We start from the raw sequence: 24,471 nt of genomic DNA, 5'->3' as shown, positions 1-24,471 counted from the left end.
AGTTGTTCGTACCCTTTTGTGGAGCGGCGCACTCTGGCCGCCCACCGGTGGCGACAGCGCCCCACCTGGCTTCGTAGAGTGATCCCGTACGTCTTCATCCCGGGAGGACAAGGGTGTCCGAGCAGCGCAGTCCACGCTTCCGTTCCGTGCTCGACGACTACGTCGCGTACAAGCCCGGCAAGGTCGCCAGGTCGCCCGAGGGACGGTCGGTCAAGCTCTCGTCGAACGAGTCGCCGTACGGGCCGCTGCCGTCGGTGCGCGAGGTGATCAGCGAGGCGGGCGGGCTCGTCAACCGCTACCCCGACAACGGCTGCACGGGGCTGATCGACGCGATCGCCGGGCGCTTCGGCGTCCCGCCGGAGCACGTCGCCGTCGGCTGTGGCTCCGTCGGGGTCGCGCAGATGCTGCTGGAGTCCGTCGGCGAGCCCGGCGTCGAGGTGGTGTACGCCTGGCGTTCCTTCGAGGCCTACCCGATCCTCGCCGACCTGTCCGGCGTCACCTCGGTGCGCGTGCCGCTGGCCGAGGAGACCCACGATCTGCGGGCGATGGCCGACGCGATCACCGACCGGACCCGGCTGATCTTCGTCTGCAACCCGAACAACCCGACCGGCACGGTCGTCAAGCGCCCTGAGCTTGAGGCCTTCCTCGACCGGGTGCCGGAGGACTGCCTCGTCGTGCTCGACGAGGCCTACCACGAGTACGTCCGCGACTCCGAGATCCCCGACGGGCTCGCGCTGTACGGCGACCGGCCGAACCTCGCCGTCCTGCGCACCTTCTCCAAGGCGTACGGCCTGGCGGGCCTGCGGGTCGGGTTCATGGTCGCGCAGGAGCACATCGCCGAGCAGGTGCGAAAGACGTACCTGCCGTTCTCGGTCAACGCCGTGGCCCAGGCGGCCGCCGTCGCGTCCCTGCGCGCCGAGGACGAGCTCCTCGAACGCGTCGAGGCGACCGTGAAGGAGCGGGAGCGGGTCCGCGACGCGCTGCTCGCCCAGGGCTGGACGGTCCCGCCGACCGAGGCCAACTTCGTGTGGCTCCGGCTCGGCGAGGACACCATGGCGTTCTCCGGCGCCTGCGACGCCGCCGGGGTCAGTGTGCGCCCCTTCGCCGGGGAGGGGGCGCGCGTCACGATCGGCACCGCGGAGGAGAACGACGCCTTCCTCGCCGTCGCGGAGGCCTACCGCGAGCGGTCCTGACCCGCGGGCTCCACGGCCTGCTCGCCCCCGGTGACCGGACCCGGCTCCGGGGGCGCGTCCGTACGGGGCCGCCGCTCGGTGGACACGACGAGGCCCACGCCGGCGATGATGATCAGCCCGCCGGCGAGGATCGCCCAGGTGGCGTGCTCGCCGGCGAACGCCACGCCGAGCAGCACCGCCACCCCCGGGTTGACGTACGCGTACGTCCCGACGAGGGAGATCGGCGCGTTGCCCAGCAGCCACACGTACGACGTGAAGGCCACCAGCGAGCCGAAGACGATCAGATAGGCGAGGCCGAGCCAGGAAGCCCGGGAGACCGCGTCGAGATGCAGCGTCTCGCCGCGCCCGAACCCGAAGACGAGCAGTGCCAGGCCGCCCGCCGCCATCTCGTACACGCTCGCGGTGAAGGGGTTCTCCGGCATCGGCAGCCGGGACGACAGGAACGAGCCGATCGACCACGACAGCGACGCGAGCAGGATCACGATCACGCCGGTCGCGTCGCCCGACCCACCGCCGCCGCGGGTGAGCGTGAGCAGCGCGAGCCCGCCGAAGCCGACCAGCACGCCCCCGATCGTGGCCGCCGCGGGCCGGTCGCCGGTGGCCCACCGGAAGATGACCAGCCACAGCGGCACGCTCGCGACGAGCAGCGCGGCCAGGCCCGTGGAGATGTGCTGTTCGGCGACGCCGACCATGCCGTTGCCGCCGGTCAGCAGCAGCACGCCGACGAGCGCTGCGGTGCCGAGCCGGCGCCAGGGAACGCGCAGCACGGACGGCCCACGCAGGATCACCAGCACGGCGGCGAGGACGATGGAGGCCGTCAGGAACCGGATGGCGGCACTGACCATCGGCGGCATCGTCTCGACGACGAAGTGGATGCCGAGGTAGGTGGAGCCCCAGACGACGTAGACGATCGGGAGGGTCACCCAGACCAACGGCGAGCGGGTGTCATGAGTCTGTGTGGTCATCGCTCATTACACGTTAGCGGTGCGAAGCACTCCGCGCTACGCCGTTTTTCGGACGTTCACCCCTTCGATCCCCCCACCGTCGCCTTCGCGGTCAGGCGGACACCCCGACGGTCTGGGGAGAGTGGAACACGCGGTCGGGGTCGTACTGGTTCTTCACCTTGAGGAGCTTCGGATAGTTCGCGCCGAAGTAGGCCTGCTTCCAGTTGGAGAGCCCCGCGTCGGCGTAGTTCTGGTACGCCTGCCCGCTCGCGTACGGCTTCATCGCCGTGTGGAAGGCGCGCAGCCAGGCCTGCTGGGCCCGGATCGCGCCGGTGGCCGCGGCCGTCGTCCAGGTCGTGGTGAACTGCGCGTTGAAAAGGCCGTCCCGGTGGACGAACGCGGTGGCGTCGGGGGCCACCCGGTTCACGGCGCCGCCCAGCGCGTCGAAGGCGATCCCGCCCTGCCCGCCGCCCGCGAGGCCGCCGCGCCGCCGGACCGAGCCGAGGATCGTGTCGATGGCCGCCCCCGTCATCGGGCGAGTGAAGATGTGCGAGGCCGCGTATTCGGGTTCCCGGCTCTCCTGGCCCGCGGGCGTACGGCCGGGAAGGCTGCCCGGCAGGTGGCACTGCGCCGTGCTCTTCGTCGTGCAGCCGGCTTCGATCATCATCGCGTGTTCATAGGTGGTCGTCTCGACCACCTGCGACGAGGGCGCCGCGCCGATCTTGGCCTGCAGGGCTTCGATCAGCCGCACGGCGTCGTCCCGAGCGCCGAGATAGGTGCCCCCGACCTGGAGGGTGGGCGCGGCCTGGGCCTGACCGTCGAGAACGTGAAGGTTGGACCAGAGCGCGTCCGGCGCGAACGGCGCCCAGCGCTGCCAGGCGTCGATCACCGATCGGGCGCTCGACCACGGCCAGCTCAGAAAGAACACGACGATCGAAGAGGTGGGGTGCGTGGCGAACGTGAAAGAGGTCGCCACGCCGAAGGTCGCTCCACCGCCTCCTCGGCAGGCCCAGAACAGATCGGGGTCGTTCCGCGCGTCACAGGTGCGTTTCCGCCCGTCCGCCGTCACCATCTCGATCGCGCGGAGATTGTCGGAGAGGACTCCGTGCGCGCGCGAGACCACGCCGACACCGCCGCCGAGGGTCAGGCCGGAGATGCCGACGGTCGGACAGGATCCCGCCGGTACCGAGACGCCGGCGGTGCCCAGCCGGTCGTAGACGTCGACCAGTCGCGCCCCGGCGCCGATCGTCGCGGTGCCCGAGGGAGCGTCGACCCGGATGGACGACATCGGGCTCACATCGATGACGAGGCCCGTGCTGAGCGACGCCCCGGTATAGCTGTGCCCTCCGCACCGCGGCGCCACCGGCAGGCCGTACCGCCGGACGAAGTTCAGGCACTCCGCGACGTCGTGCGGACTCTCGCAATAGGCGATCCCCGCCGGTCTGATCGTGTCGAAGCGGGGGTTGAAGTTCTTGCGCGCCGTGGCGTAGTCGGTGTCATCCGGCCTGATCAGCTTCCCCGTCAGCGATCTGCCGAGTGCCGACCAGTCGGTGGTCTTCGGTGTGTGAGACGCGCGCAGCGGGCCGCTCGCCGCGGGGCCTTGACCAGGTGATCTGCACGCTCCCGCGGCGGCCGTCGTCAGCGTTCCGGAAACAGCGAGCCCGGCGGCACGCAGGAATTCTCTCCGCCCGAAAGTCATATCCCGGTAGATGCGAAGAGTGCTGGAGAAGTTCGTCTCGGTGTACGAGGCCCGCTCCCAGGACGGCGGCGAAGCCCTCAGGCCCGCTCGCCGCCGTCTTCAGGCCGGTGGCGGCGTCAGTCGCAGGCGTAGTCGAACGCGCCGGAGGCGTGGGCGACGGACTTCCCAGGCCGGAGGACCTCCAAGGTGGCGACCGCGTGCATGGTGCCGGTGCCCTTCACCGTCCAGCGCAGCGGGACCTCGACCGAACGCTGCCCCTTGCGCACGCTCTCGGACAGCGTCCCGGAGACCTGGCCGTCGCTGCGCCGCCACCGGTACGCGATGTCGCCGTAGCCGCCGTTCGTGCGGATCGTGCCGACCACCCGCACGGTCGTGTCGCACGACTGCGTCGTCGTCGGCGCGCTGACGCTCACGCCGGTCACGGCGACGCCGGAGCCGCCGCGCAGCAGCCACCACACGAGCAGGCCGGCGAGCACGGCGACGCCCAGTGTGAGCAGCCCGCCCACCACACGTCGCGAGAGCGAGCGGCGCGTCGCGGACCGGCCCCGCCACTTCCTCGCGAGCTCCGGCGGCACGCCGGGCCCGAACCGCAGCGACACGCCGTCGTCCGGCGCCGTCGGCATCGCGCCGGCCTCCACCGGACGTGTCGGGTCGACGGGGCGCGTCCAGGCGATGGGGCTCGTCTGGTCGATGTCACGCCGTGTCTCGTCCATCCCTGTCACCCTGTCCCCGTTGTCGGGCATGTCCCGGTTCCACTGGCGGAATGGCCGTCGGCCGACGCGGTGGCGTCCACTGTCCTGACGCACCGCCCGATGGTCGTGCTGGCTTGGACCGTGCGGCTGCCGGGCCCCTGGGCGCTCGTCGACGCGGAGAAGGTCTGCTCTCCGGAGCTGAAGGCCACCGTGATGCTGACCGTGCCGGGACCGCTGATCGTCACGGTGACGGTGGCCGTCACGGGGTAGCCCGCGGCGGCGCGAGCCGTCGACGAGCCGACGCTCACCTTCTCGACCTTGATGCCGGTGACCGCCGTGGGAACGGACTCGGTCGGCTTCGGGGCGATGGCGACCGGGGTCGTCGGGTCGGTGGTCGGGGGAGTCGTCGCCGTGACGGGTGAGCCGGTCGTGCCCGAGGGCGACGTCGGCGTGCCGGACGAGGGGGCCGAGCCGGTCGGCGTGGCGCTGTCGGGTGGCGTCGGGGTCGCCGTCGGGGACGTCGTGTCCGCCGGCGGCGGGGACTCGGCGACCACCGACGGCGTCGAGGTGGCGGACGCGCCCGGACCGAGGCCGTGGTGGACGCTCGCCAGGACGTACGCCCCGCCGCCGCCCGCCAGCAGCGCTCCGACCGCGACCCCGCCCACCACCATGAGGCGGCTCCTGCCGAGACGCGTCAGGGCGAGCGTCGTGCCGCCGGTGGCGATCGGCTGGGCCAGGGGGAAGAGGTAGGCGAGCAGGGCGGCGAGGGCCGCGAGACGGACCCGGCCGCGTTCCTCCCAGCCGGGGCCGTACCCGGCGAGCGCCGCCTCCTCGAGTTCGGCGAGGAACGCCTCGGCCGAGGGCGGCCGCTCGGCGAAGTCCTTCGCGAGGCCCCGCGCGACCAGGCCGCGTAGTTCGGGCGGGACCCGGTCGACCGGGATGGGGTCCAGGCGGTGCGCGGCGGCGAGGGCCCACAGCCCTTCGGCCGGGTACGGGCGTTCGCCGGTGAGGCACTCGTAGAAGACCGCCGTGGCGGCGTACACGTCCGTGGTCGGCCCGACGGCTCCGGAGGTCCACTGTTCGGGGGCCATGTAGGCGGGGGTGCCGGAGGCGGTCGCGCGTTCGTCCGCGTGGACGGCGATGCCGAAGTCCGCGAGCCTGCTCGCCCCGTCGTCGCGGACGAGCACGTTGGCGGGCTTGTAGTCGCGGTGGACGACGCCGGCGGCGTGGGCGGCCGCGAGACCTTGTAGCGAGCCCTTGAGGACGACCAGAGCGGCCTCCGGGCCGGTCGGCCCCTGGGTACGGAGAACGTCCTTGAGTGTGACCCCGTCGACCAGCTCCATGACGAGGGCGGCGGCGGCCGGGGTCTCGACGTACTCGTAGAGGCGGACGATGTGCGGATCGGTCAGCTCCGCCATGAGCCGCGCCTCCGCCCGGAACCGTTCGAGCAGGCCGGGGTCGGACCGGAGCACGTCCGACAGGTACTTGATCGCCGCCGGGGTGCCGGTCGCCTCGTGCACGGCGAGGAGCACCGTGCCGGAGGCGCCTTGGCCCAGGATCCGCACGTGCCGGTATCCGGGAACCGTCCAGTTTCCGTCCATGGCGTTCCTTGCTCGAAACAACGGAGAGCGTCGAATCCCCGACACTATGTATGCGACGTTCGCCGTACGTGCCGAGTTGAGGAAACGCGATGAAGTGGCCGGATTCGGCCATGACCAGCGGAGATAACTATCAGTCGGGAGTAATGCGAAACATTCGTGTGTTTCGGCCCGTCAGTGCGCAGCGACTCTGGCTGTCCGAGAGTCGACCGAAGCCGACCGGGGCCGTCCGGATGTCGGACGGCCCCGGTGTCGATCACCGTGGGCACCGCGGCCGGAGCGCGCTCTGAGCCCCCGCTCCGCGAACTCCGTGCCGGCGGGTCAGCCCGTGGCTCTCGGCCCCAGCTTCTCGACGATCAGCCGGTACAGCTGACGGGGACGGCCCGGCTGCGGCGTGCGGTTCGGCGGGAGAGGCCAGGCGAGGCCTTCCTCCACCAGCGTCCGCAGCAGCCGCCGGGCGGTGCGCGGGGTGACGCCGAGCATCTTCCCGGCGTTCTCCGCGTCCACGATCAGCGGTTGCTGGGAACCGCCCTCCTCGCCGGGCTGGTCGGCCAGCTTGTCGGCGAGGCGCGCGAGGATCTCCAGCCCCTTCGGCTTGGCCGGCGCCGGGGCGCGCGGCGGCGTCCGCGGTGCGGGCACGAGCGCCCGGCCGTCCCGGTCGAGGGCGAAGCCCTGCGCCCGCTGGGACGTCTGCGACCGGGCGAGCGCCGCGCGCGCGTGCGTCTCCGCTTCCTGGGCGGTGCGGCCCATGCCGATGCCGACCTCGACGGCCAGGCCCAGCTCCTCCCGTACCCGCTCGATGAACGGCGGGGTGCGGAAGCCCTCCGTCGCCGCCGCGATCGAGCCCCGGGTGGCGGTGACGAGATAGCTGTGGTCGTCGAGCGGCCAGACCGCGGCGCTCATCCGGTGCGCCTCCTGCAGGAGGAGACGCTGCAGCGACAGCTTCAGCTCCTCGCGCCAGTACCGCGGCGTGACACGGCGGGGGGTCTCCCGCAGCGTCGGTACGTCGACGACCACCACCACGAGCTGGGACTCCTCCAGCCGGTGGTGGGCGCCGAGCAGTGCCGAGGTCTGCAGCGCGGAACGGATCGCCGCGCCGGTCGGGCGGATGCGGAGCGTCGGCACCCCGGCCAGCTCCAGTCGCTCCGCCGTCGCGTGCACGCAAGTGAGCGCGACACTTGTGGCACCGCGGCGCCACAAACGCTCATGAAAGGCAGCCAGCGTCCCCGGTCCGGCAGCCTCCTCCCGCAAGTGCACGTGCTCGGTGCTGAGATTGATCTCGCCGTACGCCTCTTCGACCTCCGCACGACTGAGCACGTCGATGCTGACGCGCGCCGGTTCGTGGCTCTCGTCGAGCGCAGCGCGCAGAAGTGCGCCCTGCAATGCCGCGCCGTTGAGCGGCACGAAGGTCGCCGGCATCGTGAGGACACCCGCCTTGCGGGCGAACTCGTACGGGACCGGGCTGGCGAACAGACAGACGTCCACCCCCGACCCGAGCCGTACGACCTTGTCCGCTGCCTCCTGCTCGTCCCGGTACGCCGCCGCGACCAAGCGGCTCGGCACCGGGGTGGGGCCGTGGCCCATGAGCATGACCCGCTCGACCAGATCGTGTGGTCCGACGACGCCGATGGTCAGATCGGGTGTGACCGATCCGCCTCGAGGTCCGCTCATGTCCGCCCCTCTCGGCGCCGTCGCGCCTCTAGTGGCGGCCCCACCCGCCGTGTACCCCCGCTTGTGACCGTCCATGGACGGCCCTCACCCCACGCATGACTCATCCCACTGACGCCCCTCCCGGTCGTCCGCCCCAACTCCGTGAACTTCGCCTCATTGGGCAGATCGCCGGAGCACCACGGGATGTGACGCGTCTTCGCGAAATCGGTTAAGAGTGCGTCAGAAAACTACTAGTAGAACGCGTCCGGTGAGGAAGTTATTACTAACCGGATAGGTCACCGGGGGTCGGGAGCCTTGTGATCATCTCGCATTCGACCGTTGATCGACAGCCGCTTTACGACAACGCCCCGTCGCGTTCGCCGGGCGAACGTGACGGGGCGCCGTTGGAGAAAAGTGGGATCAGGCCAGGCGCTCGATGTCCGCGCCCAGGGCGTTGAGCCGCCCGGCGATGTGCGAGTGGCCGCGGTCCAGGTAGTAGCCGTTGGTGATGGTGGTCTCGCCCTCGGCGACCAGACCGGCCAGCACGAGCGCGCTGCCGGTGCGCAGGTCGTGCGCCACGACCTCGGCGCCGCGCAGCGGCGTCGCGCCGTTGACCTTGGCCCGGTTGCCGTTCACCTCGATGTCGGCGCCCATCCGCACGAGCTCGTCGGCGAGCTTGAACCGGCCGTCGAAGATGCGCTCGTAGATGTAGCTCGGCCCGTCGGCGAGGCAGGACAGCGCCATGATCGGCGACTGCAGGTCGGTGGCGAAACCGGGGTACTCGTCGGTGATCACGTTGATCGGGCGCAGCGGCCGGTCGCGGCGCACCCGGAGGACGGCGCCCTCCTGGGAGAACTCCACGCCCATCTGCTCCAGCTTGTCGGCCGCGACGCCGAGGTGCTCGAGCGAGGCGCCGACCAGGCTGATCTCCCCGCCGGTGATGGCGGCCGCCATGACCAGGACGCCGGCGTCGATGCGGTCGGGCATCACCGTGTGCTGGGCCGCGGTGAGCCGGTCGACGCCCTCGACGGTGATGAACCCGGTGCCGCCGCCGGTGACGCGGGCGCCCATCCGCTGCACGAACTGGATGACGTCCAGGACCTCGGGCTCCAGCGCGCAGTTCTTGATCAGCGTGGTGCCCTGGGCCAGCGAGGCGGCCATGATGAGGTTCTCGGTGCCGGTGTGTGACGGCGTGTCCAGGTAGAGGGTGCCGCCCTGCAGCTGACCCGCCTTGACGTGGATGCTGCCCCGGCCGTCGTCGCTCACCTGCTCGGTGACCGTGGCGCCCATCCGCTTGAAGCCGTTGTAGTGGAAGTCGAGGTTGCGGCTGCCGAGGTTGCACCCGCCGACGCCCTCGATGATCGCCTCGCCGAGCCGGTGCAGCAACGCCGGAACGAAGAGGAAGGAGCCACGGAACCGCGACGCGATCTCTTCGGGCAGGACCGGGCTGGTCAGCTCCGACGCGTCGATCACCAGGGTGCGCTCGGCCTCGTGCAGCTCGGCCTTGGCGCCGACCGCCTCCGCCAGCTCGACCGCACGCCTTACGTCCTCGATGATCGGCACGTTGCGCAGGACCGTGTGTCCCTCGGCCGCCATCAGCGAGGCGCCGATCATGGGAAGTACGGCGTTCTTGGCGCCCTGGACGAATACGGTGCCGCGCAACTCGGCGCCACCCCGCACGCGGTAACGGACCTCGTGGCCCAAGCTCATATCGCCGGTGCTCCTTTGGCTGCGGTGAAGTTAGACTGCCCGCTCGGTCAGGTCGGCGGGTCACGAGTGCCGCGCGTGTGACGCGGGCGGGCCCCAGTATTCCACTGGGTGCCGTGTGGCATGACCGAAACGTCCGGTCTTAAACGTCCGGTCCGCGTGGTCTCGATCTATTGGACGCCACCGGTCCCGGATTGGTTCGCGGGGAATCCGGATCTCCAGCGACGCGGCGGGCCGATGCGTTCGCCGTGGTACGGGTATGGAGATGTGCCCCGAGGATACCCAGGTCGACGACTGTTCCTGACGTGGCCGGATCGAGCCACTATCGTCGGATCATGACCGAGGCACCCGGCTGGGCCGCGATCGACGACGCGCTCTCCCGCGTCTACGGGGACACCGAGCCGCTCCATTTCGGCACCGTCCACAAGTGGGTCCTGGGCGGCCCGGACCCGCTCGACGGCATCAGCGCCTACCCGCGTACGGACCCGGTTCCGCACTGGCACTTCGTGAGCTACGGGATGTCCGAGCTGTACGCCAAGGAGTCGTCCGATCCGGACGAGTCCGGCTGGGGATTCGAGTTCACGTTCCGGGTGGCCCGCGATCCCGCCGAGACCACGCCTCCCGTCTGGGCGATGAACTTCCTGCAGAACCTCGGGCGCTACGTCTTCCAGTCCGGCCGCTGGTTCGAGCCGGGCCACACGATGAACGCCAACGGCCCGATCGCCGCGAGCCGTACGGACTCGGCGATCCAGGCGCTCACCTTCACCGTCGACCCGGAGCTCGGCGAGATCCCCACGCCGCACGGGAAGGTGCAGTTCCTGCAGGTCGTCGGGTTGACGATCGAGGAGTACGAGGCCGCGCGCCAGTGGAACAGCGGTGCGCTGCTCGAGCTCCTCGAGCCCCGGACGCCGCTCCACGTCACCGACCTCGACCGGGGCTCCCTCCTGGCCGATCCGGCGATCGCCGAGGCGGTCCGCGCGGGCGTCGAGCGGGACGGGTCGACGGGCGGCGCCCTCTACGTCAGCGTGGCGTCCTGGGCTGTCGAGGGGGAGACGACGGTCCTGACGTTCGGCGCGCTCCCGGCACCGGCCATCGCCCGCGCGGTGGCCGCGAGGCTCCCACGCGGCGAGGGCGTCATCGTCAGCGAGGACGACGGGTCCACGATCGCCTTCCTGCCGCACGAGCGGTTCGCCGCCGAGCCGATGGACGAGAACTCGTTCACCATCGGCGTCCCGCCCGGTGCGATCGACGACCTGGTCGCCGCCCTCCGCCCCGAGGCCGGCCGGCACCCCGTGCCGTCCCTGCCGGGCCTCGTCATCGAGATCGAGCCGTCGATCATGCGCGACCCCCACGGCGAGCCCACCGGCGAGGTCATCGGCTGACCAGGCCGGCCGTGTGCGGGCCGCCGACTCGCGGGCGTGCGGGGTGGCGGCGCTCGCCGGCTCGCGCGCGTGCCGGGTGGCGGCGCGCTCGCCGACTCGATCGCCCGGACCCGCCCCCGGGCTCGGCCCCTGCGTCAGTCCGCGACCGTGACGGGGTCGCCGACGGCGATGGTGCCGAGCGTGCGGGGGATGGCGTTCTGGCCGAAGACGACGCCGCGATCGCCGTCGGGCAGCGTGCGGGTGCGGTAGGTCGCCAGGGTGCGCAACGGCTCGCGGGCCTTGACCGCCGTCTCCTGGTCGGTCGTGGTGATGACGCAGCGGGTGCAGGGCTTGACCAGCTCCAGCTCGACGCCGCCCACGCGGAGGAGGCGCACGGAGTCCTCGCCCCACGCGCCGAGGCCCTCCAGCACGACGCTGGGCCGGAAACGGTTCATCGGCAGCGGCTCGTCGAGGCGGGAGTTCAGCTCCTCGAGGGACTCCACCGAGGTCACGAGCAGCGGATAGCCGTCGGCGTACGCGACGGTGCCGCCGCCGACGCTCGTCGGGCGCGGCGGCGAAGCGCATGAGGCGGCACTCCCGCCCCAGCACGTCGGTGAACCACTCGGCCGCCTCGTCGCCCTGGTCGACGCCCTGGCACGGCTTGCCGTGCACCGTGACGTCGACCACCGGGCCGTCGGAGTGCGCGACGTGCGCCAGGGACGTGACGTCACCGGCGGACGGCGCGACGTCACCCGCGAGCTCGACGGTCAGCTTCACGCCGTCGTACGACGGGCGCAGCAGCGCCATGCGCGGGATCTCCCGCTGCGACAGGTGCCGCATGTCCGGGCGGACCAGCATGAACTCCCGGTCGTACCGGAAGCCCTCCGACAGCAGCTCGGCGCTGCTCAGCGGCGTGCCGCCGCCGCTCTTCAACGGGTAGACGTTCAGCTCACGGACGACGACCGTCATGAAGACTCCCTTCTCTCGCCTCCATGATCCCACCGCCGTCCGTGGATCAGCTGAGGGCGGCGAGGCGCTCGAAGACCCCGTCGAGGCGCTCGACGTAGCGCTCGGGCCGGCAGACCTCGTCGAGGCGTGCCTCGTCGAGCGTCAGCCCGGCCTCGGCCGCGCGCCGGCGCAGCGTCTCGCGGAACGGCGTCCCGGTCTCCCAGGTCTCCATCGCGGCCTTCTGCACGAGCGGGTACGCCTCGTCGTCGCGGGACATCCCGGCGTTCACCAGCTCGAGCAGGACGGTGCTGGTGTAGATCAGCCCGCCGGTGGACTCCAGGTTGGCGAGCATCCGGTCCTTGTCGACGACGAGGCCGGTGACGAGGCGGTTCGTGAGGTTGAGCATGTAGTCGAGCGCGATCGAGGCGTCGGGCAGGGCGATGCGCTCGGTGGAGGAGTGGGAGATGTCCCGCTCGTGCCACAACGGGATGCCCTCCATCACCGGGGTCACCTGGGCGCGGACGATCCGGGCGAGGCCGGCGAGCCGCTCGGAGATGATCGGGTTCTTCTTGTGCGGCATCGCGGAGGAGCCCTTCTGGCCCTTCCCGAACGGCTCCCACAGCTCCCGTACCTCGGTGCGCTGGCCGTGCCGGACCTCCAGCGCGATCGCCTCGCACACCGTGGACATGATCGCCAGCGTGGAGACCCACTCGCTGATGCCGTCGCGGATCACCACCTGGGTGGAGACGTCGGCCGAGGTCAGGCCCAGCTCGGCGGCGACGTACCGCTCGACCTCGGGGTCGATGTTGGAGTAGGTGCCGACGGCGCCGGAGATGGCGCAGACGCCGACGGCCGCCCGCGCCCGCCGGAGGCGGTCGCGCGAACGGGCCATCGCGAACGCGAAGTCGGCGACCCGGTGCCCCCAGACGTCCGGCTCGCCGTGGATGCCGTGCGTCCGGCCGACGCGAAGGGTGTCGCGGTGCGCGAGACCGTGGTCGCGCAGCGCCGCGACCAGCGCGTCGGCCTTGGCGAGCAGGATGTCGGTGGCCTCGACGAGCTGGACGGCGAGAGCCGTGTCGAGCAGGTCCGAGGACGTCATGCCGAAGTGCACGTACGCCGCGGCCTCACGCGGCGTGGTGTTGTCGGCCCACGCGGACAGGAACGCGATCACGTCATGCTGCGTCGTCGCCTCGATCTCGGCGACGCGCTCGGGCGTCGGCGGAGGAGCGGCGCGCACCGGCTCGACGACGTCCGCCGGGACGGTGCCCGCCTTCGCGTGCGCCTCGAGCACCAGGGTCTCGACCCGGCACCACAGCTCGTACTTGTGCGCGTCGCTCCAGACGCGGCCCATCTCCGGAAGGGTGTAGCGCTCGATCACCCCCCCAGTCTCCCAGGCGTCAGAACAGGTAGCTCACCCAGGACCGCCAGTTCTCGTTCGCGTCGACCATGCTGAACGGCCCGTTCCCGTTGTCGGAGGAGTACTCCCACCAGGCGTAGTCGAGGCCCTTGGACTTGTAGAGCGCGACCTTGTCCTTGATGTACTGGTCGTGGCCGGTGGCACCCGAGCCGATGCCGAACTCCCCGATCCACACCGGCAGGCTCTCCGCCTTGGCCATGTCGAGCTGGACCTGCAGGTGCGAGGCGAGCGCGGCCTTGTTGGTCGAGTTGTAGCCGGTGGTACCGTCGGAGGGGTTCGGGTTCTGGCCCAGCCCGGTGGAGTCGTAGCCGTTCGTGTAGCCGCTCTTCGGGTCGCCGTTGTAGTAGTCGTGGACCGACCAGATGAGGTTGCTGCGGCTGGTCGGAGTGAACGACGAGAACGACGAGGTGGGCACCTTCGAGTCGCCGTACGACGGCTCCATCATGATGCTGGTGGTGCTGTCCTTGGCGCGGATCGCGTTCACGATCTGGGTGTAGTCGGACAGCAGCCTCGCGGACTTCGTGGACGAGCGGAACGGCTCGTTGACCGGGTCGTACGCCGCGATCGCCGGCTCGTCCTGGTACCGGTTGGCGATGGTCTGCAGGAAGCCCAGGCCGTTCTCGACGACGGAGTCCAGGCCCTCCACCGAGCCGTCGTCCGTCGGCGTCACCCGCGCCCAGTCCGGCACGTGCTCCTGGCCGTCGGGGCTGCCGGACATGTGGATGCAGTCGAGAACGACGTACAGGCCGGCGGCCTTCGCCCGCTCGACGGCCGTCGCGAGGGTGGTGAACGCGGTCTCGTTCCAGTTCGCCTCGGTCGGCTGGAACATGTCCCAGAACAGGACCATGCGGACCGCGGTGAAGCCCTTGGCCTTGATCGAGTCGTAGGTCGACTGGCCCCAGGTGTCGGTGCTGTTCGCGTCCCAGAGCGGCTGGATGTTCGTGCTGATCAGCTTGTGCACGGTGCCGGAGGAGTCGACGAACGCGTTGCTGGACGTGGCGTGCAGCCGGGTCAGCGCGGCGGCCTGGGCCGTCGCGGCGGCGGTGCGGGCGGCCGGTCCGCGGGCCGGGGCGGCGGCCTGAGCCGTCCCGGCGGCACCGGCCGTCATGAGGAGTGTGGCGAGAGCGAGTCCGACTGATCGGCGCATGACCATCTTCCCTTCCGGATGACCAAGATCGTTTGGATCCTAGATCAACTTCTCCGGTCCGGAAGAGCGATCTTGATTGTTCTGATGGCGTTCGCGGGCGGGACACCGTCAGACCGATGGCCCGGCGGGGGTCGGCGAGAGCCGTCGTTCGACGATGAGCGCCGCGACGATGACGAGGACCAGGGCGGTCAGCTCGGCCTCGGCGGCGACACCGACGCCGAGGGCGATCGCCACCAGGCACAGCGCCGCCGCGCCGATCCGGGGTGCCGGTGAGCCGATCCGCAGCATTCGGCGGAACGCGGCGTCGCCCACGAGGTAGGCCGCGACGCCCGCCCCGAGGGCGATCGCCGGACCCGTGTGCAGCGGCTCCGCGGCATGACCCATCGCCTTCTTCACGCCCGCCGCGGCGGCGACCACACCGATCATCACGGGTATGTGGGCGTAGAAGTACCCGTTGATGATCGCGCCCGTGCGGCGCGCGTCGTCCATCGCCGCCAGCGCGTGCTCGGCCCGGACGTCGTCCTCGGCGAAGTACGTCCACCACAGCGCGGCGACGAGGGCCAGGCCGAGCACCGCCGCGAGCGCCGTGCCCACGGTGAGCGGCTCGTCCGGCAGGCCGATCCCGATCGCCACGACCGACTCGCCGAGCGTGATCAGGACCAGCAGGCCGTGCCGCTCGACGATGTGCGCGGCCCGCAGCATGAACCGGCCGCCCGGCCGCACGATGTACGGCATGACGATCGGCACGAGCACCGCCGCGATCCACAGCGCGTACGTCCAGACGCCGGACAGCAGCCCGGCGCCGATCACCAGGGCCGCCGCCACGACGTTGGCGGGCAGCACTCGCCAGAAATTGCGGTTGACCTGGACGTACAGACTGCCGTGCACGATGACGACGATGAGGTAACCCAGCCCCCACGCCACACCGCCGCCGTCGAATGCCCGCGGCGTGGCGAGCGCCATGATCAGGAACCCGGCCATGCCCACGAGCAGCAGCAGCCGCCGGCCCGTCGTGGTGGGCGCCACGGTGTTCGTCAGCCAGGCGTACCCGGAGTAGATCCACCACAGCACGCCGAACAGCGCCACGACGCGCAGCAGCCCGAGCGGCGACAGCTCGTGCACCAGGACCGAGGTGAGCTGCGTGATCGTGAAGACGAAGACCAGGTCGAAGAAGAGCTCCAGGGTGGTGACCCGGTAGCCGTCCTCGGACTCCTCCTGCGCCGAGGCCGGATCTTGAACCGCCATTGCGGCCGGTCAGACCTTCGCCGCGATGTCCGTGCGGTAGTGCGCGCCGCGCAGTCGGATCCGCTCCGCGGCGGTGTACGCCGCAGCGCGGGCGGCGGCGATGTCGGGACCGCTGCCGACGACGTTCAGCACCCGCCCGCCGGCCGAGACCGGCAGCCCCTCGTGCAGCTTGGTGCCGGCGTGCAGGACGTACGCGCCCTCGACCGCCTCGGCCTCCTCGACGCCGGCGATGGGGTCGCCGGTGACGGGCTTGCCGGGGTAGTTCTCCGCCGCGACCACCACGGTGACCGCCGCGCCCGGCCGCCACTCCAGCGCCGGCGCGGAGCCCAGCGTCCCGACGGCGCAGGCCTGCAGCAGCCCGGACAGCGGAGTGGCCAGCCGGTCGAGCACGACCTGCGTCTCCGGGTCGCCGAACCGGGCGTTGAACTCGATCACCCGGACGCCCTTCGACGTCAGCGCGAGCCCGGCGTACAGGACACCGGAGTACGGCGTCTCGCGGCGGCGCAGCTCGTCCACCGTCGGCTGGACGACCGTGCGCACGACCTCGTCGACCAGGCCCGCGGGGGCCCAGGGCAGCGGAGTGTAGGCCCCCATGCCGCCGGTGTTCGGCCCCTTGTCACCGTCGTGGGCGCGCTTGAAATCCTGGGCCGGCAGCAGCGGCACGACCGTGGTGCCGTCGGTCAGCGCGAACAGCGAGACCTCGGGTCCATCGAGGTACTCCTCGATGACGACGCGCTCGCACTCGGCGGCGTGCCGCTCGGCCACCGCGCGGTCCTCGGTGACGACGACGCCCTTGCCGGCGGCCAGTCCGTCGTCCTTCACCACGTACGGCGGGCCGAACCTGTCCAGCGCCTCGTTGATCCCGTCGGTGCTCACGCAGACGAGGGCCTCGGCGGTCGGGACGCCGGCCGCCTGCATGATCTCCTTGGCGAACGCCTTGGAACCCTCGATCCGCGCGGCCGCGGCGTCCGGGCCGAAGCACAGGAACCCGGCCCGGCGCAGGGCGTCGCCGACGCCCTCGACCAGCGGCGCCTCCGGCCCGATCACGACGAGCTGTGCCATGAGGCGTTGCGCGAGCTCGACCACGGCGACCGGATCGGTCGGGTCCAGGACATGGTTGTCGGCGAGCGCGGCGGTGCCGGCGTTGCCGGGCGCGCAGTGCAGCGCGGTGACGTCAGGGTCGCGGGAAAGGGAGCGGACCAGCGCGTGTTCGCGCCCGCCCGAGCCGAGAACGAGGACTCGCACGCCGCAGAGCCTATCCAGATCTGCGGTTTTCATGCTGGTGAGGGAAGCACGGACGGCCGTCCGGCGTTGACCTGATCAAACGGTGATCGCGGTGACTTCTGAAAGATTCCGGGAAACGTGTGAACCGCCTGCCATGCTCAGGCGTCCTTAATACCCGGTGTAGCCTTCAGAGCTCCGAGCTCTGAGCCGCCGACGGACCTAAGGAGGTGGTTGGAATGAGCCCTGGCGATCCTTGCAGTAACGCCGAGCCTCCTCACAGTCCGACCATCTCTACTCGGCGTCCGGCCACCTCCGGCGCGCGCTCCCCGCTCTGATCCCGGGTTGACGCGCGCTGCCGCGCGTGGGGCCGGGAGTCGGGGAATGGAGTTCCCCCATGGCCATGACCAGGGTTCGCCCCGGGCGCGCCACCCGCGTCCTGTTCAAGCCGCTCGCCCGTCCGGGCCGTATCGCGGCCGGTGAGTCGATCAACCAGCGGTCCGCGCTCATCGACTGGGCCGCGTACGTCGACGGGAAGCGCGTCGACAGCGAAAGCCTCGCCGACGCCGTCGAGCTCGTGCGCGCCCCCGAGGACGAAGGCGCCGAGCCGGGCAACGGCTTCGTCTGGGTGGGGCTGCACGAGCCCGACGCGGAGGAGCTGGAGCGGCTGGCGGAGGTGTTCGGCCTGCACCCCCTCGCCGTCGAGGACGCCGTCCACGCCCACCAGCGGCCCAAGCTGGAGCGCTACGACGACGTGCAGTTCGTCGTCATGAAGACCATCGGGTACGTCGAGCGCGGTGGCACGGAGACCGTGCACACCGGCGAGATAATGATCTTCTGCGGGCCCGACTTCATCGTCACCGTGCGGCACGGTGCGCACGGCGAGCTCGCGCCCGTCCGCCGGCGGCTCGAGAAGACACCGGAGCGCCTCGCGCTCGGTCCGGCCGCGGTCCTGCACGCGATCATCGACCGGGTCGTGGACGACTACATCTCCGTCGGCGACGCCGTCCAGCAGGACATCGACGAGGTCGAGGAGAACGTCTTCTCCGCCGACGCCACCAACCAGGCCGAGCGCATCTACCGGTTGAAGCGCGAGGTCATCCAGCTCAAGCGGGCCGTCGGCCCCCTCGCCGGCCCGGTACGCAACCTGGCCGCCCGCCGCTTCGTGCCGACCGAGATACGGGAGTACTTCCGCGACGTCGACGACCACCTCGCCCGCGTACGCGAGCAGGTCGAGTCCTGCGACGAGCTGCTCACGCCGATCCTCCAGGCGCACCTCACCCAGGTGACCGTCACCGACAACCACGACATGCGCAAGATCTCCGCCTGGGCGGCGATCCTCGCGATGCCGACGGCGATCACCGGCGTGTACGGCATGAACTTCAAGTTCATGCCGGAGCTGCACTGGAAGTACGGCTACCTGCTCGCCCTCAGCGTCATCGTCGGCTCCTGTTTCATCCTCTACCGGGGCTTTCGCCGCAATGGCTGGCTCTGAGGCTCAGCGAGCACACCCTCGCCGACCTCTTTTCGGTCAGCCGGGCCTCTGCCGGGTCCTGAAACGCCAAGGGCAGTGACGTGCTGCCCTACGTCTACCGGGTCACCAAGTACGACCCCGCCGACCGCGATGAGCACGGCGGATATACCGGCGCGGAGGAAGCGGTCAGCGACCATGGACCGGTCGAAGCCGCCTACCTGGAGGCGGTGGCCGCCTTCGCCGAGGACACCGGCGTCCATGAGCTGGCCATACGAGAGCCGCAGGTCACCGCCTTCGCCCACTTCGGCCGGGAGCCGGCCGTCGAAGGCCACGGCCTGGCCGGGCTCTTCCCGCCCGACCTCACCGGTCTCCACGACGGCACGCACGTGCCGGTGTCCGTCGGCCTCGAGCTGGTCCGGGCGATGCTCCGCGAGAGTGGTGTCTGGTGCCGCCTCGAGGTGGAGAACGCGTTCGCCGTGCATGTCGGGTGGGACCAGTACGTCTACGTCGGCAGCGGCGAGCCTTGTGAAGAGGCGTTGGACCGGACCCGGGCATTGGGGCTGTTCCCCGAACGGATCGACGCCTCCCCCTACGACGCGGATTTCGATGACGAGCCCGGCGAACAGCGACCCGCCGACGACACCTTCTGGGCTCGGCTGCGCTGGTGTATCGCCACGCACCAAGCCGTCATCCTGGAAGAGGGCTACCTCCACAACGCGTCCCGCTGGCACCGCCTCACCGGCGACACCGTCGACGCGGTACGCGCCCGGCTCACCCCTCGTGCTCAACTCACCGTCTGGCCAGACCTGTCCACCGACGTCGACGAGATTCTGGCCGTTCTCCCTTACATGGACGGGGTCGAACTCGTCTGGGAGCACGAAGACGGACAGATCACCAGCACCATCGCCGACGAGAGCCAGTTCACCGAACTGGCCCCGCTGATCACCAGCGCACGTGCCGCTACCGTGCTTTCTCTGTACGTCGGCGAACGCCACCCCCTGTTCACCGCCGTCCTACCCGACAGCGACGGCATCCTGCGGGCCCGGTGGAGAACCGAACCGACCCCGAGCGACCACGAATGGGCCTTCTTGAAGACCCTTCGCCAAGGCCAGATCTGTAACGGCACCGTCAGCGAGATCGCCGGCTCCGGGGTGACGTTCGTCGACATCGGCGGCTGCACCGCAATGATCAACAGTCCCGAACTGTCCTGGCGGCCCTTTGCTCATCCTTCCGAGATCCTCACCGTTGACCAGGAGATCACCGCGCAGATCCTCGACGTCGACATGGTGCGCGAACGCGTGACGCTGTCGCTCAAGGCGCTGCAGGAGGATCCGACGCGGCCGTCAGGGCTGAGTGGTTGACCGCCCCAGCACCGTACGGAGCCGGTCGGGGTAGTCGGTCACGATCGCGTCCACGCCGAACGCGATGTGCCGCGCCATCTCGACCGGGTCGTTGACCGTCCACGGAACGACGCGCAGGTCCCAGGCGTGCGCCGCCGTGACCAGCTCCGGGGTGACCATGACCCGCTTCGGGGAGATCATGGTCGCCCCGGCGTCGGCCGCGGCGGCGGCCAGGCCGCCCGCCGGATCCCGCCCGGCCAGCCACGACGCGTCGAGCGTGTCCGGCTCGACCAGCGCCACCCGCTGCCCGCCGGGCAGCAGCTCCCCCGCCACCGCCAGTACCCGCCAGTCGAACGCCAGCAGCCGCGACCGCTCCGTCAGCCCGTACGACTCCAGCACCTTCACCGCCGCGACGGTGATGGTCTCGACGTCCGGCCAGGACGGATCGGTCTTGATCTCCACCGCCAGCCGTACGTCGTGCGGGGCGACCAGCTCGCACACCTCCGCCAGCGTCGGCACCTCGGCGCCGGGGATCGGCGTCTGCGTCGCCGCGAACCGCTTGTTCTGGATCCCCGCGTCGAGCGTCTTGATCTGCGCGAGCGTCAGCTCCCCGATCGGCCGGCCGACGTACGGGAACATCGGGTCGCGCGGCCGGTACGGCCCCCGGTCCCGTACGACCCCGCTGTTCAGCGACTGGTCGTGATGGAGCACCGGGACGCCGTCCGCGGTGAGCGCGACGTCCAGCTCCAGCACGTCGACGCCCAGCTCGAGCGTTCTCGCGAACCCCGGAAGGGTGTTCTCCGGCCACAGTCCCCGCGCCCCGCGGTGTCCCTGGATCTCCACTCGCCACAGCGTACGAGGCCGTGCCGGCGCCTTGGCACCTCGGTTGGAGAAGGCTCGGTGAACGCGCGAACCGGGAGACGATCTGCGGTCGCATTCACCGAGCGTTCCGTACGGTCCCGGATCCCCGGTCGCGGGTGAGGGTCATGGGGCGGCGAGGGCCTCGGTGGGGGAGAGCCGGGCCGCGCGGATCGCCGGGTACAGGCCGGCGATCCCGCCGATGACCAGCGTGGCGCCGACCCCGCCGGCCATCGCCCACGGTGGTACCACCGTCGGCCAGCCCTGCGACACCGCGAAGGCCGCGGTGACGAGGATGCCGAGCGTCACGCCGCCCACGCCGCCGAGTGCGGCCAGCAGCTGCGACTCGGTGAGGAACTGCACCCTGATCTGACCGCGCGTCGCGCCCAGGGAACGCCGCAGGCCGATCTCGGCACGGCGCTCCAGGACCGAGATCACCATCGTGTTCGCCACCCCGACACCGCCGACCAGAAGAGCCACCGCGCCCAGCCCCAGCAGGAGTCCGGTGAACGCCTTGTCGCTGGCGTTCTGGGCGGCGAGCGCGTCCGACGGGCGGCTGACCTCCACCTCGGTCGGCGCGGCCGGGTTGGCCGTCGCGGCGAGCAGGTCCCGTACGCGCTGCACCGATTCCTTCTTCGCCCGCGTGTAGACGGTGGTGGGGTGGCCGTCGAAACCGAGCCGGGAGACCGCCGCGTCCCAGCCGACCAGGGCGGCGGAGTTCAGCTCTGGCGTGAGCTGCGCCGGCTCCAGGATGCCGACGACGGTGAACCACTGCGAGCCGAGCCAGACCTGGACGCCCGGCTGTGCGACGCCGAGCGCGTCCGCCGCGTCCGAGCCCAGCACGACGGCCGGGTACCGGCTCGTGGCCGCGTTGAGCCAGGTTCCGGCAGCCATCCGCAGACCGGCCGTACGGGGCAGGTCGAGGCGGGCCGCCAGGACGGCGATGCCGCCGGTCTCCCCCGCGTCGATGTGATCGTTGCGGTAGACGTTCGTGTTGGAGATCTTGCCTGTCGCCGAGGCGGAGATCACGTCGGCCATCCGGCCGATCATCGCGACCGACTCCTTGGGGAGTTCCGCGTCGGAGCCGAACAGGTCCTTGCCGGGCGCCACGGTCAGCATGTTGGTGCCCAGCCGGTCCAGCGTGGCCTGCAGCTGGGCCCGGCTGGAGGCCGAGATGCCGACCACACCGATCATCGCGGCGATGCCGATCGCGATGCCCAGGGCGGACAGGAACACCCGCATCGGGCGGGCGCGCAGCCCGGCCGCGCCGACCCGCACCACGTCCCGGGGCCCCAGCCTGGCCGGCTGATCGCCGCCCACCGGCCGGCCGCCGTCCGCCCCCGCAGGACGACCGTCGTGCGCCGTGGCGGATGGGCTGCCGCCCGTCTCCGCGGATGGATCGGCCTGCCGTTCGCCGTCGCCGTACGGGCTCGCCTGGCCGCCGTCCGCCCCCGCGGGTCGGCCGCCGTTCGCTGTCGCCGGGCCGTCGTCGTACGTGCCGGGCGGCGGCGGGTCGTCTCGTCTGCGCCTCATCGTGCGGCCTCCGCTCGTGCGTCGTCCTGGACGACCCGGCCGTCGAGCATCCGGATCTGACGGGGCAGCGTCGCGGCGATGTCGCGGTCATGCGTGATCACGATGACCGTGGTGCCGCCGTCGGCCAGCTCCCGGAGCAGGTCGATCACCCCGGCGCCGGTGGCGGTGTCCAGTGCGCCGGTCGGCTCGTCGGCCAGCAGCATCGCGGGTTCGCCGATCACCGCGCGGGCGATCGCCACGCGCTGCTTCTCGCCGCCGGACAGCTGGTGCGGCCGGTGGCCGAGCCGGTGGGCTAGGCCGACCCGCTCGAGGGCCAGGCGCGCACGGCGGCGGCGTTCCGCCAGGGGAACGCCGGCGTACAGCAGGCCGTCGGCGACGTTGTCCAGCGCGCTGACCCCGGCGGCGAGGTGGAACTGCTGGAAGACGAAGCCGATCCGCCGGGCGCGCAGCGCCGAGAGCCGCCGATCGGGCAGGGACGACACGTCGCGGCCCTCGATGCGGACCGTGCCGTCGCTGGGCCGGTCCAGCGTGCCGATGAGGTGCAGCAACGTCGACTTGCCGGAGCCGGACGGCCCGACGATCGCGGCGAGTTCACCGGCCTCGACCGTCAGCGTCACCCCGTCCAGCGCCGTGACGTCGCCCGGGTACTCCTTGCGGACCTCCTGGAGCTCCACGACCGGCCCGCTCACTTCGGCACCCCCACGTTCATGCCCTCGGCCACGCCGGGACCGGAGATCTCGACCTTGCCCTGGGTGAACGCGCCGGTCTCCACGGGGACGGTACGGACGTGCCCGCCTTCGACGACCTGCACGCCGTAGCCGCCGTCGGGCTGGGCGAGCAGCGCCTCGATCGGCACGGCGAGGACGTTCGCGTGCCGTTCGCTGGTCAGGTAGACCTCCACCGGCGCCTTGTCGAAGGAGCCCAGCGCCCCCGGGTCGTCGACGGTGACGGTCACCGCGACGGTGGTGGGGTTGTCGCCGTGCCCCGCCGTGGCGACCTTGCCGACCTTGGTGATCCGGCCCTTGGCGGTGCCGCCGCCGGGCAGTTCGAGCGAAACCTTGGCGCCCTTCTTGGCGAGCCGCTGGTACTGCACATCGAGGGCGATGCTCACCTCCCGGGTGGTGCCGGTGTAGGTGAGCACCGGCCCGCTCGGCCGGTCACCGACCTGCGCCTTCCGCTCGTCGACCCGGATCTCCCCGGGTGCGACCAGTACGGATCCGGGGGTGATCCGGCCCGTCTGCTCGAGGTCGAGGTCCTTCTGCCAGCGTTTCACCGTGGCGGCGGTGGCGGCGGTGTAGGTCTTGTCGACGGTGAAGCCGGTGTAGCCCAGGGCCTGGAGGTTCCGCTCGAACTGCAGGACGTCCCTGCCCTTGGTCCCGTCGGTGAGGGTCCGGTAGATCGGCAGCGACCCGTACAGCAGCGGCACCGGGTGGTCGTCCACCCGGTAGGCGGGGCGGCCCCGGGACACCACCGTGCCGGGTGCGGCCACCCACGTCAGGACGCCGCGACCGCCCGCGCCGGTCACCGTGCCCGTCGTGCCGTAGCCGAGTGTGCCGTCCACCTTCTGGGTCTCCACCAAGGTGGTCCGTTCGATCCGCGCGGTCGCGGGCGGCAGGGTGCTGCGCCCGGTGGGCGTGCCGCTCCCGCCGCCCAGGCCGGCCGCCGCGAGGCCCGCGACGCCGACCAGGACCACGCCGACGCCGCTCAGGATCGCGGCGCGGGCCCTGCTCAATTCATCCTCCGGGTGAGGGCCCGGCTACCGCCGGGCCGATAGTTCGCGCAGGCCTTGTCGGCGTCCTTGAACGCCTGGCCGTCCGGGTTCACGTCACCGGCGCCGACGTTGTCGCTCTTCCCGCTGCCGCTCTTGACCGTGATGCCGCCGTCGGGGTTCGGGTCGGGCATGTTGACGCCGTGCTGGCGCATGCACTTCGCGTAGGCGCGCATCTTCGCCAGTTCCTCCGGCTTGGGTTTGATCGGTTTGCCGCCGTTCGGCATCAGGTGGCCGCATTTGGCCTGGGCGGCCTTCATCGCCTTGTCGTCGAACACGTGCTTGGAGCCGCCGCCATTCGCAGGGCCTTGGGCGCGAATCCGGATGCCACCGTTTCCGTCGGTCTCCGGGTCGGCCATGTTCACGCCGTTGGCCCGCATGCACTTGGCGTAGGCGCGCATCTTCTGCACGTCGCTCGCCGCACTCGCGTTGGCGCCGGCCTTCTTGTGACCGGCCCCGCAGGCCGACAGCCCGAGGGCGAGCGCGGGCGCCAGGATGAGCGCCGCAGCCTTTCGTCGCATCGATCGTCTCCTCGTCGGCTCCGCCAGGTGGATCCCGGCGAACTGCGAGGAGTCAAGTCACCGGCCGATAACCCGGGCGTAACCGGTTCTGGTTACGCCGGCGTTATGCCCGTTGCAGCACGCTGTGCCGGAACGGTCGCCGAACGAGGCATGGA

The 24,471-nt window shown here is 71.2% G+C and carries 20 protein-coding genes and 1 pseudogene; 4 read left to right on the top strand and 17 right to left on the bottom strand.

Translation table 11 applies throughout. The features are described 5' to 3' along the window. The first annotated feature begins 113 nt into the window (after nucleotides 1–113). Entirely contained in the window at nucleotides 114–1,193 is a 1,080-nt protein-coding gene (hisC, locus tag ACYVF7_RS58270; protein WP_460357217.1) for a histidinol-phosphate transaminase, read from the top strand. On the opposite strand, the gene ACYVF7_RS58265 is transcribed toward hisC, so the two are convergent. The 6 genes from ACYVF7_RS58265 to murA all read right to left on the bottom strand — a co-directional run bounded on the left by ACYVF7_RS58265 (nucleotide 1,175) and on the right by murA (nucleotide 9,486). Beyond that, nucleotides 1,175–2,158, bottom strand: a complete 984-nt coding sequence (locus tag ACYVF7_RS58265) for an EamA family transporter (RefSeq protein WP_460357215.1) — start codon at nucleotides 2,156–2,158, stop codon at nucleotides 1,175–1,177. The genes hisC and ACYVF7_RS58265 overlap by 19 nt on opposite strands. Before the next feature lie 91 nt (nucleotides 2,159–2,249). Continuing rightward, complete coding sequence (locus ACYVF7_RS58260; protein ID WP_460357213.1) at nucleotides 2,250–3,836, bottom strand: FAD-dependent oxidoreductase; 1,587 nt, start codon at nucleotides 3,834–3,836, stop codon at nucleotides 2,250–2,252. Between the two features lie 116 nt (nucleotides 3,837–3,952). Beyond that, nucleotides 3,953–4,549 (bottom strand): hypothetical protein, encoded by a 597-nt coding sequence (locus tag ACYVF7_RS58255; protein ID WP_460357210.1) that lies wholly within the window; start codon nucleotides 4,547–4,549, stop codon nucleotides 3,953–3,955. A gap of 5 nt (nucleotides 4,550–4,554) precedes the next feature. Next, nucleotides 4,555–6,129 carry a serine/threonine-protein kinase gene (locus ACYVF7_RS58250; RefSeq protein ID WP_460357208.1) on the bottom strand — a complete coding sequence of 525 codons (1,575 nt, stop codon included), beginning with the start codon at nucleotides 6,127–6,129 and terminating at the stop codon, nucleotides 4,555–4,557. Nucleotides 6,130–6,447: 318 nt separating this feature from the next. Then, nucleotides 6,448–7,731, bottom strand: a complete 1,284-nt coding sequence (locus ACYVF7_RS58245) for a transcriptional regulator (protein ID WP_460358612.1) — start codon at nucleotides 7,729–7,731, stop codon at nucleotides 6,448–6,450. A 465-nt stretch (nucleotides 7,732–8,196) separates the two neighbouring features. Beyond that, a complete protein-coding gene (gene murA, locus ACYVF7_RS58240; protein ID WP_460357206.1) occupies nucleotides 8,197–9,486 on the bottom strand; it encodes a UDP-N-acetylglucosamine 1-carboxyvinyltransferase in 1,290 nt (429 codons plus the stop codon). A gap of 332 nt (nucleotides 9,487–9,818) precedes the next feature. Between murA and ACYVF7_RS58235 the strand changes: the two genes are divergently transcribed. Then, nucleotides 9,819–10,865 carry a suppressor of fused domain protein gene (locus tag ACYVF7_RS58235; protein ID WP_460357205.1) on the top strand — a complete coding sequence of 349 codons (1,047 nt, stop codon included), beginning with the start codon at nucleotides 9,819–9,821 and terminating at the stop codon, nucleotides 10,863–10,865. Nucleotides 10,866–10,999: 134 nt separating this feature from the next. On the opposite strand, the gene ACYVF7_RS58230 is transcribed toward ACYVF7_RS58235, so the two are convergent. The 6 genes and pseudogenes from ACYVF7_RS58230 to purD all read right to left on the bottom strand — a co-directional run bounded on the left by ACYVF7_RS58230 (nucleotide 11,000) and on the right by purD (nucleotide 16,846). Then, nucleotides 11,000–11,356, bottom strand: a complete 357-nt coding sequence (locus ACYVF7_RS58230) for an MOSC domain-containing protein (RefSeq protein WP_460357203.1) — start codon at nucleotides 11,354–11,356, stop codon at nucleotides 11,000–11,002. A 145-nt stretch (nucleotides 11,357–11,501) separates the two neighbouring features. Further along, nucleotides 11,502–11,813 (bottom strand): annotated as a pseudogene (locus ACYVF7_RS58225) (MOSC N-terminal beta barrel domain-containing protein); the annotation flags it as partial. A gap of 46 nt (nucleotides 11,814–11,859) precedes the next feature. Continuing rightward, entirely contained in the window at nucleotides 11,860–13,170 is a 1,311-nt protein-coding gene (purB, locus tag ACYVF7_RS58220; protein WP_460357200.1) for an adenylosuccinate lyase, read from the bottom strand. Between the two features lie 19 nt (nucleotides 13,171–13,189). Then, nucleotides 13,190–14,356 (bottom strand): glycoside hydrolase family 5 protein, encoded by a 1,167-nt coding sequence (locus ACYVF7_RS58215; protein ID WP_460357197.1) that lies wholly within the window; start codon nucleotides 14,354–14,356, stop codon nucleotides 13,190–13,192. Nucleotides 14,357–14,464: 108 nt separating this feature from the next. Next, nucleotides 14,465–15,601: a low temperature requirement protein A gene (locus tag ACYVF7_RS58210; RefSeq protein ID WP_460357194.1), complete on the bottom strand. Its 1,137-nt coding sequence runs from the start codon at nucleotides 15,599–15,601 to the stop codon at nucleotides 14,465–14,467. A 9-nt stretch (nucleotides 15,602–15,610) separates the two neighbouring features. Next, a complete protein-coding gene (purD, locus tag ACYVF7_RS58205; protein ID WP_460357192.1) occupies nucleotides 15,611–16,846 on the bottom strand; it encodes a phosphoribosylamine--glycine ligase in 1,236 nt (411 codons plus the stop codon). Nucleotides 16,847–17,219: 373 nt separating this feature from the next. Between purD and corA the strand changes: the two genes are divergently transcribed. Then, nucleotides 17,220–18,317 (top strand): magnesium/cobalt transporter CorA, encoded by a 1,098-nt coding sequence (gene corA, locus ACYVF7_RS58200; RefSeq protein WP_460357189.1) that lies wholly within the window; start codon nucleotides 17,220–17,222, stop codon nucleotides 18,315–18,317. An 80-nt stretch (nucleotides 18,318–18,397) separates the two neighbouring features. Continuing rightward, nucleotides 18,398–19,657, top strand: a complete 1,260-nt coding sequence (locus ACYVF7_RS58195) for a S1 RNA-binding domain-containing protein (protein ID WP_460357186.1) — start codon at nucleotides 18,398–18,400, stop codon at nucleotides 19,655–19,657. Here the strand turns inward: ACYVF7_RS58195 and ACYVF7_RS58190 are convergent. The 5 genes from ACYVF7_RS58190 to ACYVF7_RS58170 all read right to left on the bottom strand — a co-directional run bounded on the left by ACYVF7_RS58190 (nucleotide 19,640) and on the right by ACYVF7_RS58170 (nucleotide 24,316). Beyond that, entirely contained in the window at nucleotides 19,640–20,479 is an 840-nt protein-coding gene (locus ACYVF7_RS58190) for a glycerophosphodiester phosphodiesterase family protein (protein ID WP_460357183.1), read from the bottom strand. The two genes, ACYVF7_RS58195 and ACYVF7_RS58190, sit on opposite strands and share 18 nt — an antisense overlap. A 141-nt stretch (nucleotides 20,480–20,620) precedes the next feature. Continuing rightward, nucleotides 20,621–22,027 (bottom strand): ABC transporter permease, encoded by a 1,407-nt coding sequence (locus ACYVF7_RS58185; RefSeq protein WP_460357181.1) that lies wholly within the window; start codon nucleotides 22,025–22,027, stop codon nucleotides 20,621–20,623. Next, nucleotides 22,024–22,716, bottom strand: a complete 693-nt coding sequence (locus tag ACYVF7_RS58180; protein ID WP_460357178.1) for an ABC transporter ATP-binding protein — start codon at nucleotides 22,714–22,716, stop codon at nucleotides 22,024–22,026. Before ACYVF7_RS58180 ends, ACYVF7_RS58185 begins: the two co-directional genes overlap by 4 nt. Next, nucleotides 22,713–23,759, bottom strand: coding sequence for a peptidoglycan-binding protein (locus ACYVF7_RS58175; RefSeq protein WP_460357176.1), 1,047 nt, complete (start codon nucleotides 23,757–23,759; stop codon nucleotides 22,713–22,715). Before ACYVF7_RS58175 ends, ACYVF7_RS58180 begins: the two co-directional genes overlap by 4 nt. Continuing rightward, nucleotides 23,756–24,316, bottom strand: coding sequence for a hypothetical protein (locus ACYVF7_RS58170; protein WP_460357173.1), 561 nt, complete (start codon nucleotides 24,314–24,316; stop codon nucleotides 23,756–23,758). Before ACYVF7_RS58170 ends, ACYVF7_RS58175 begins: the two co-directional genes overlap by 4 nt. Between the last annotated feature and the right edge of the window lie 155 nt (nucleotides 24,317–24,471).

Source organism: Actinoallomurus acanthiterrae (assembly GCF_054775715.1).
The sequence above is the reverse complement of the archived record's forward strand: the minus strand, read 5'-3'. Positions and strand labels throughout refer to the sequence as shown.

Coding starts and splice junctions, on each gene's coding strand:
- ACYVF7_RS58265 (WP_460357215.1), bottom strand. CDS start 2,158: ATGACCACACAGACTCATGACACCCGCTCGCCGTTGGTCTGGGTGACC.
- ACYVF7_RS58260 (WP_460357213.1), bottom strand. CDS start 3,836: ATGACTTTCGGGCGGAGAGAATTCCTGCGTGCCGCCGGGCTCGCTGTT.
- ACYVF7_RS58255 (WP_460357210.1), bottom strand. CDS start 4,549: ATGGACGAGACACGGCGTGACATCGACCAGACGAGCCCCATCGCCTGG.
- ACYVF7_RS58250 (WP_460357208.1), bottom strand. CDS start 6,129: ATGGACGGAAACTGGACGGTTCCCGGATACCGGCACGTGCGGATCCTG.
- murA (WP_460357206.1), bottom strand. CDS start 9,486: ATGAGCTTGGGCCACGAGGTCCGTTACCGCGTGCGGGGTGGCGCCGAG.
- ACYVF7_RS58235 (WP_460357205.1), top strand. CDS start 9,819: ATGACCGAGGCACCCGGCTGGGCCGCGATCGACGACGCGCTCTCCCGC.
- ACYVF7_RS58215 (WP_460357197.1), bottom strand. CDS start 14,356: ATGCGCCGATCAGTCGGACTCGCTCTCGCCACACTCCTCATGACGGCC.
- ACYVF7_RS58210 (WP_460357194.1), bottom strand. CDS start 15,601: ATGGCGGTTCAAGATCCGGCCTCGGCGCAGGAGGAGTCCGAGGACGGC.
- corA (WP_460357189.1), top strand. CDS start 17,220: ATGGCCATGACCAGGGTTCGCCCCGGGCGCGCCACCCGCGTCCTGTTC.
- ACYVF7_RS58185 (WP_460357181.1), bottom strand. CDS start 22,027: ATGAGGCGCAGACGAGACGACCCGCCGCCGCCCGGCACGTACGACGAC.
- ACYVF7_RS58170 (WP_460357173.1), bottom strand. CDS start 24,316: ATGCGACGAAAGGCTGCGGCGCTCATCCTGGCGCCCGCGCTCGCCCTC.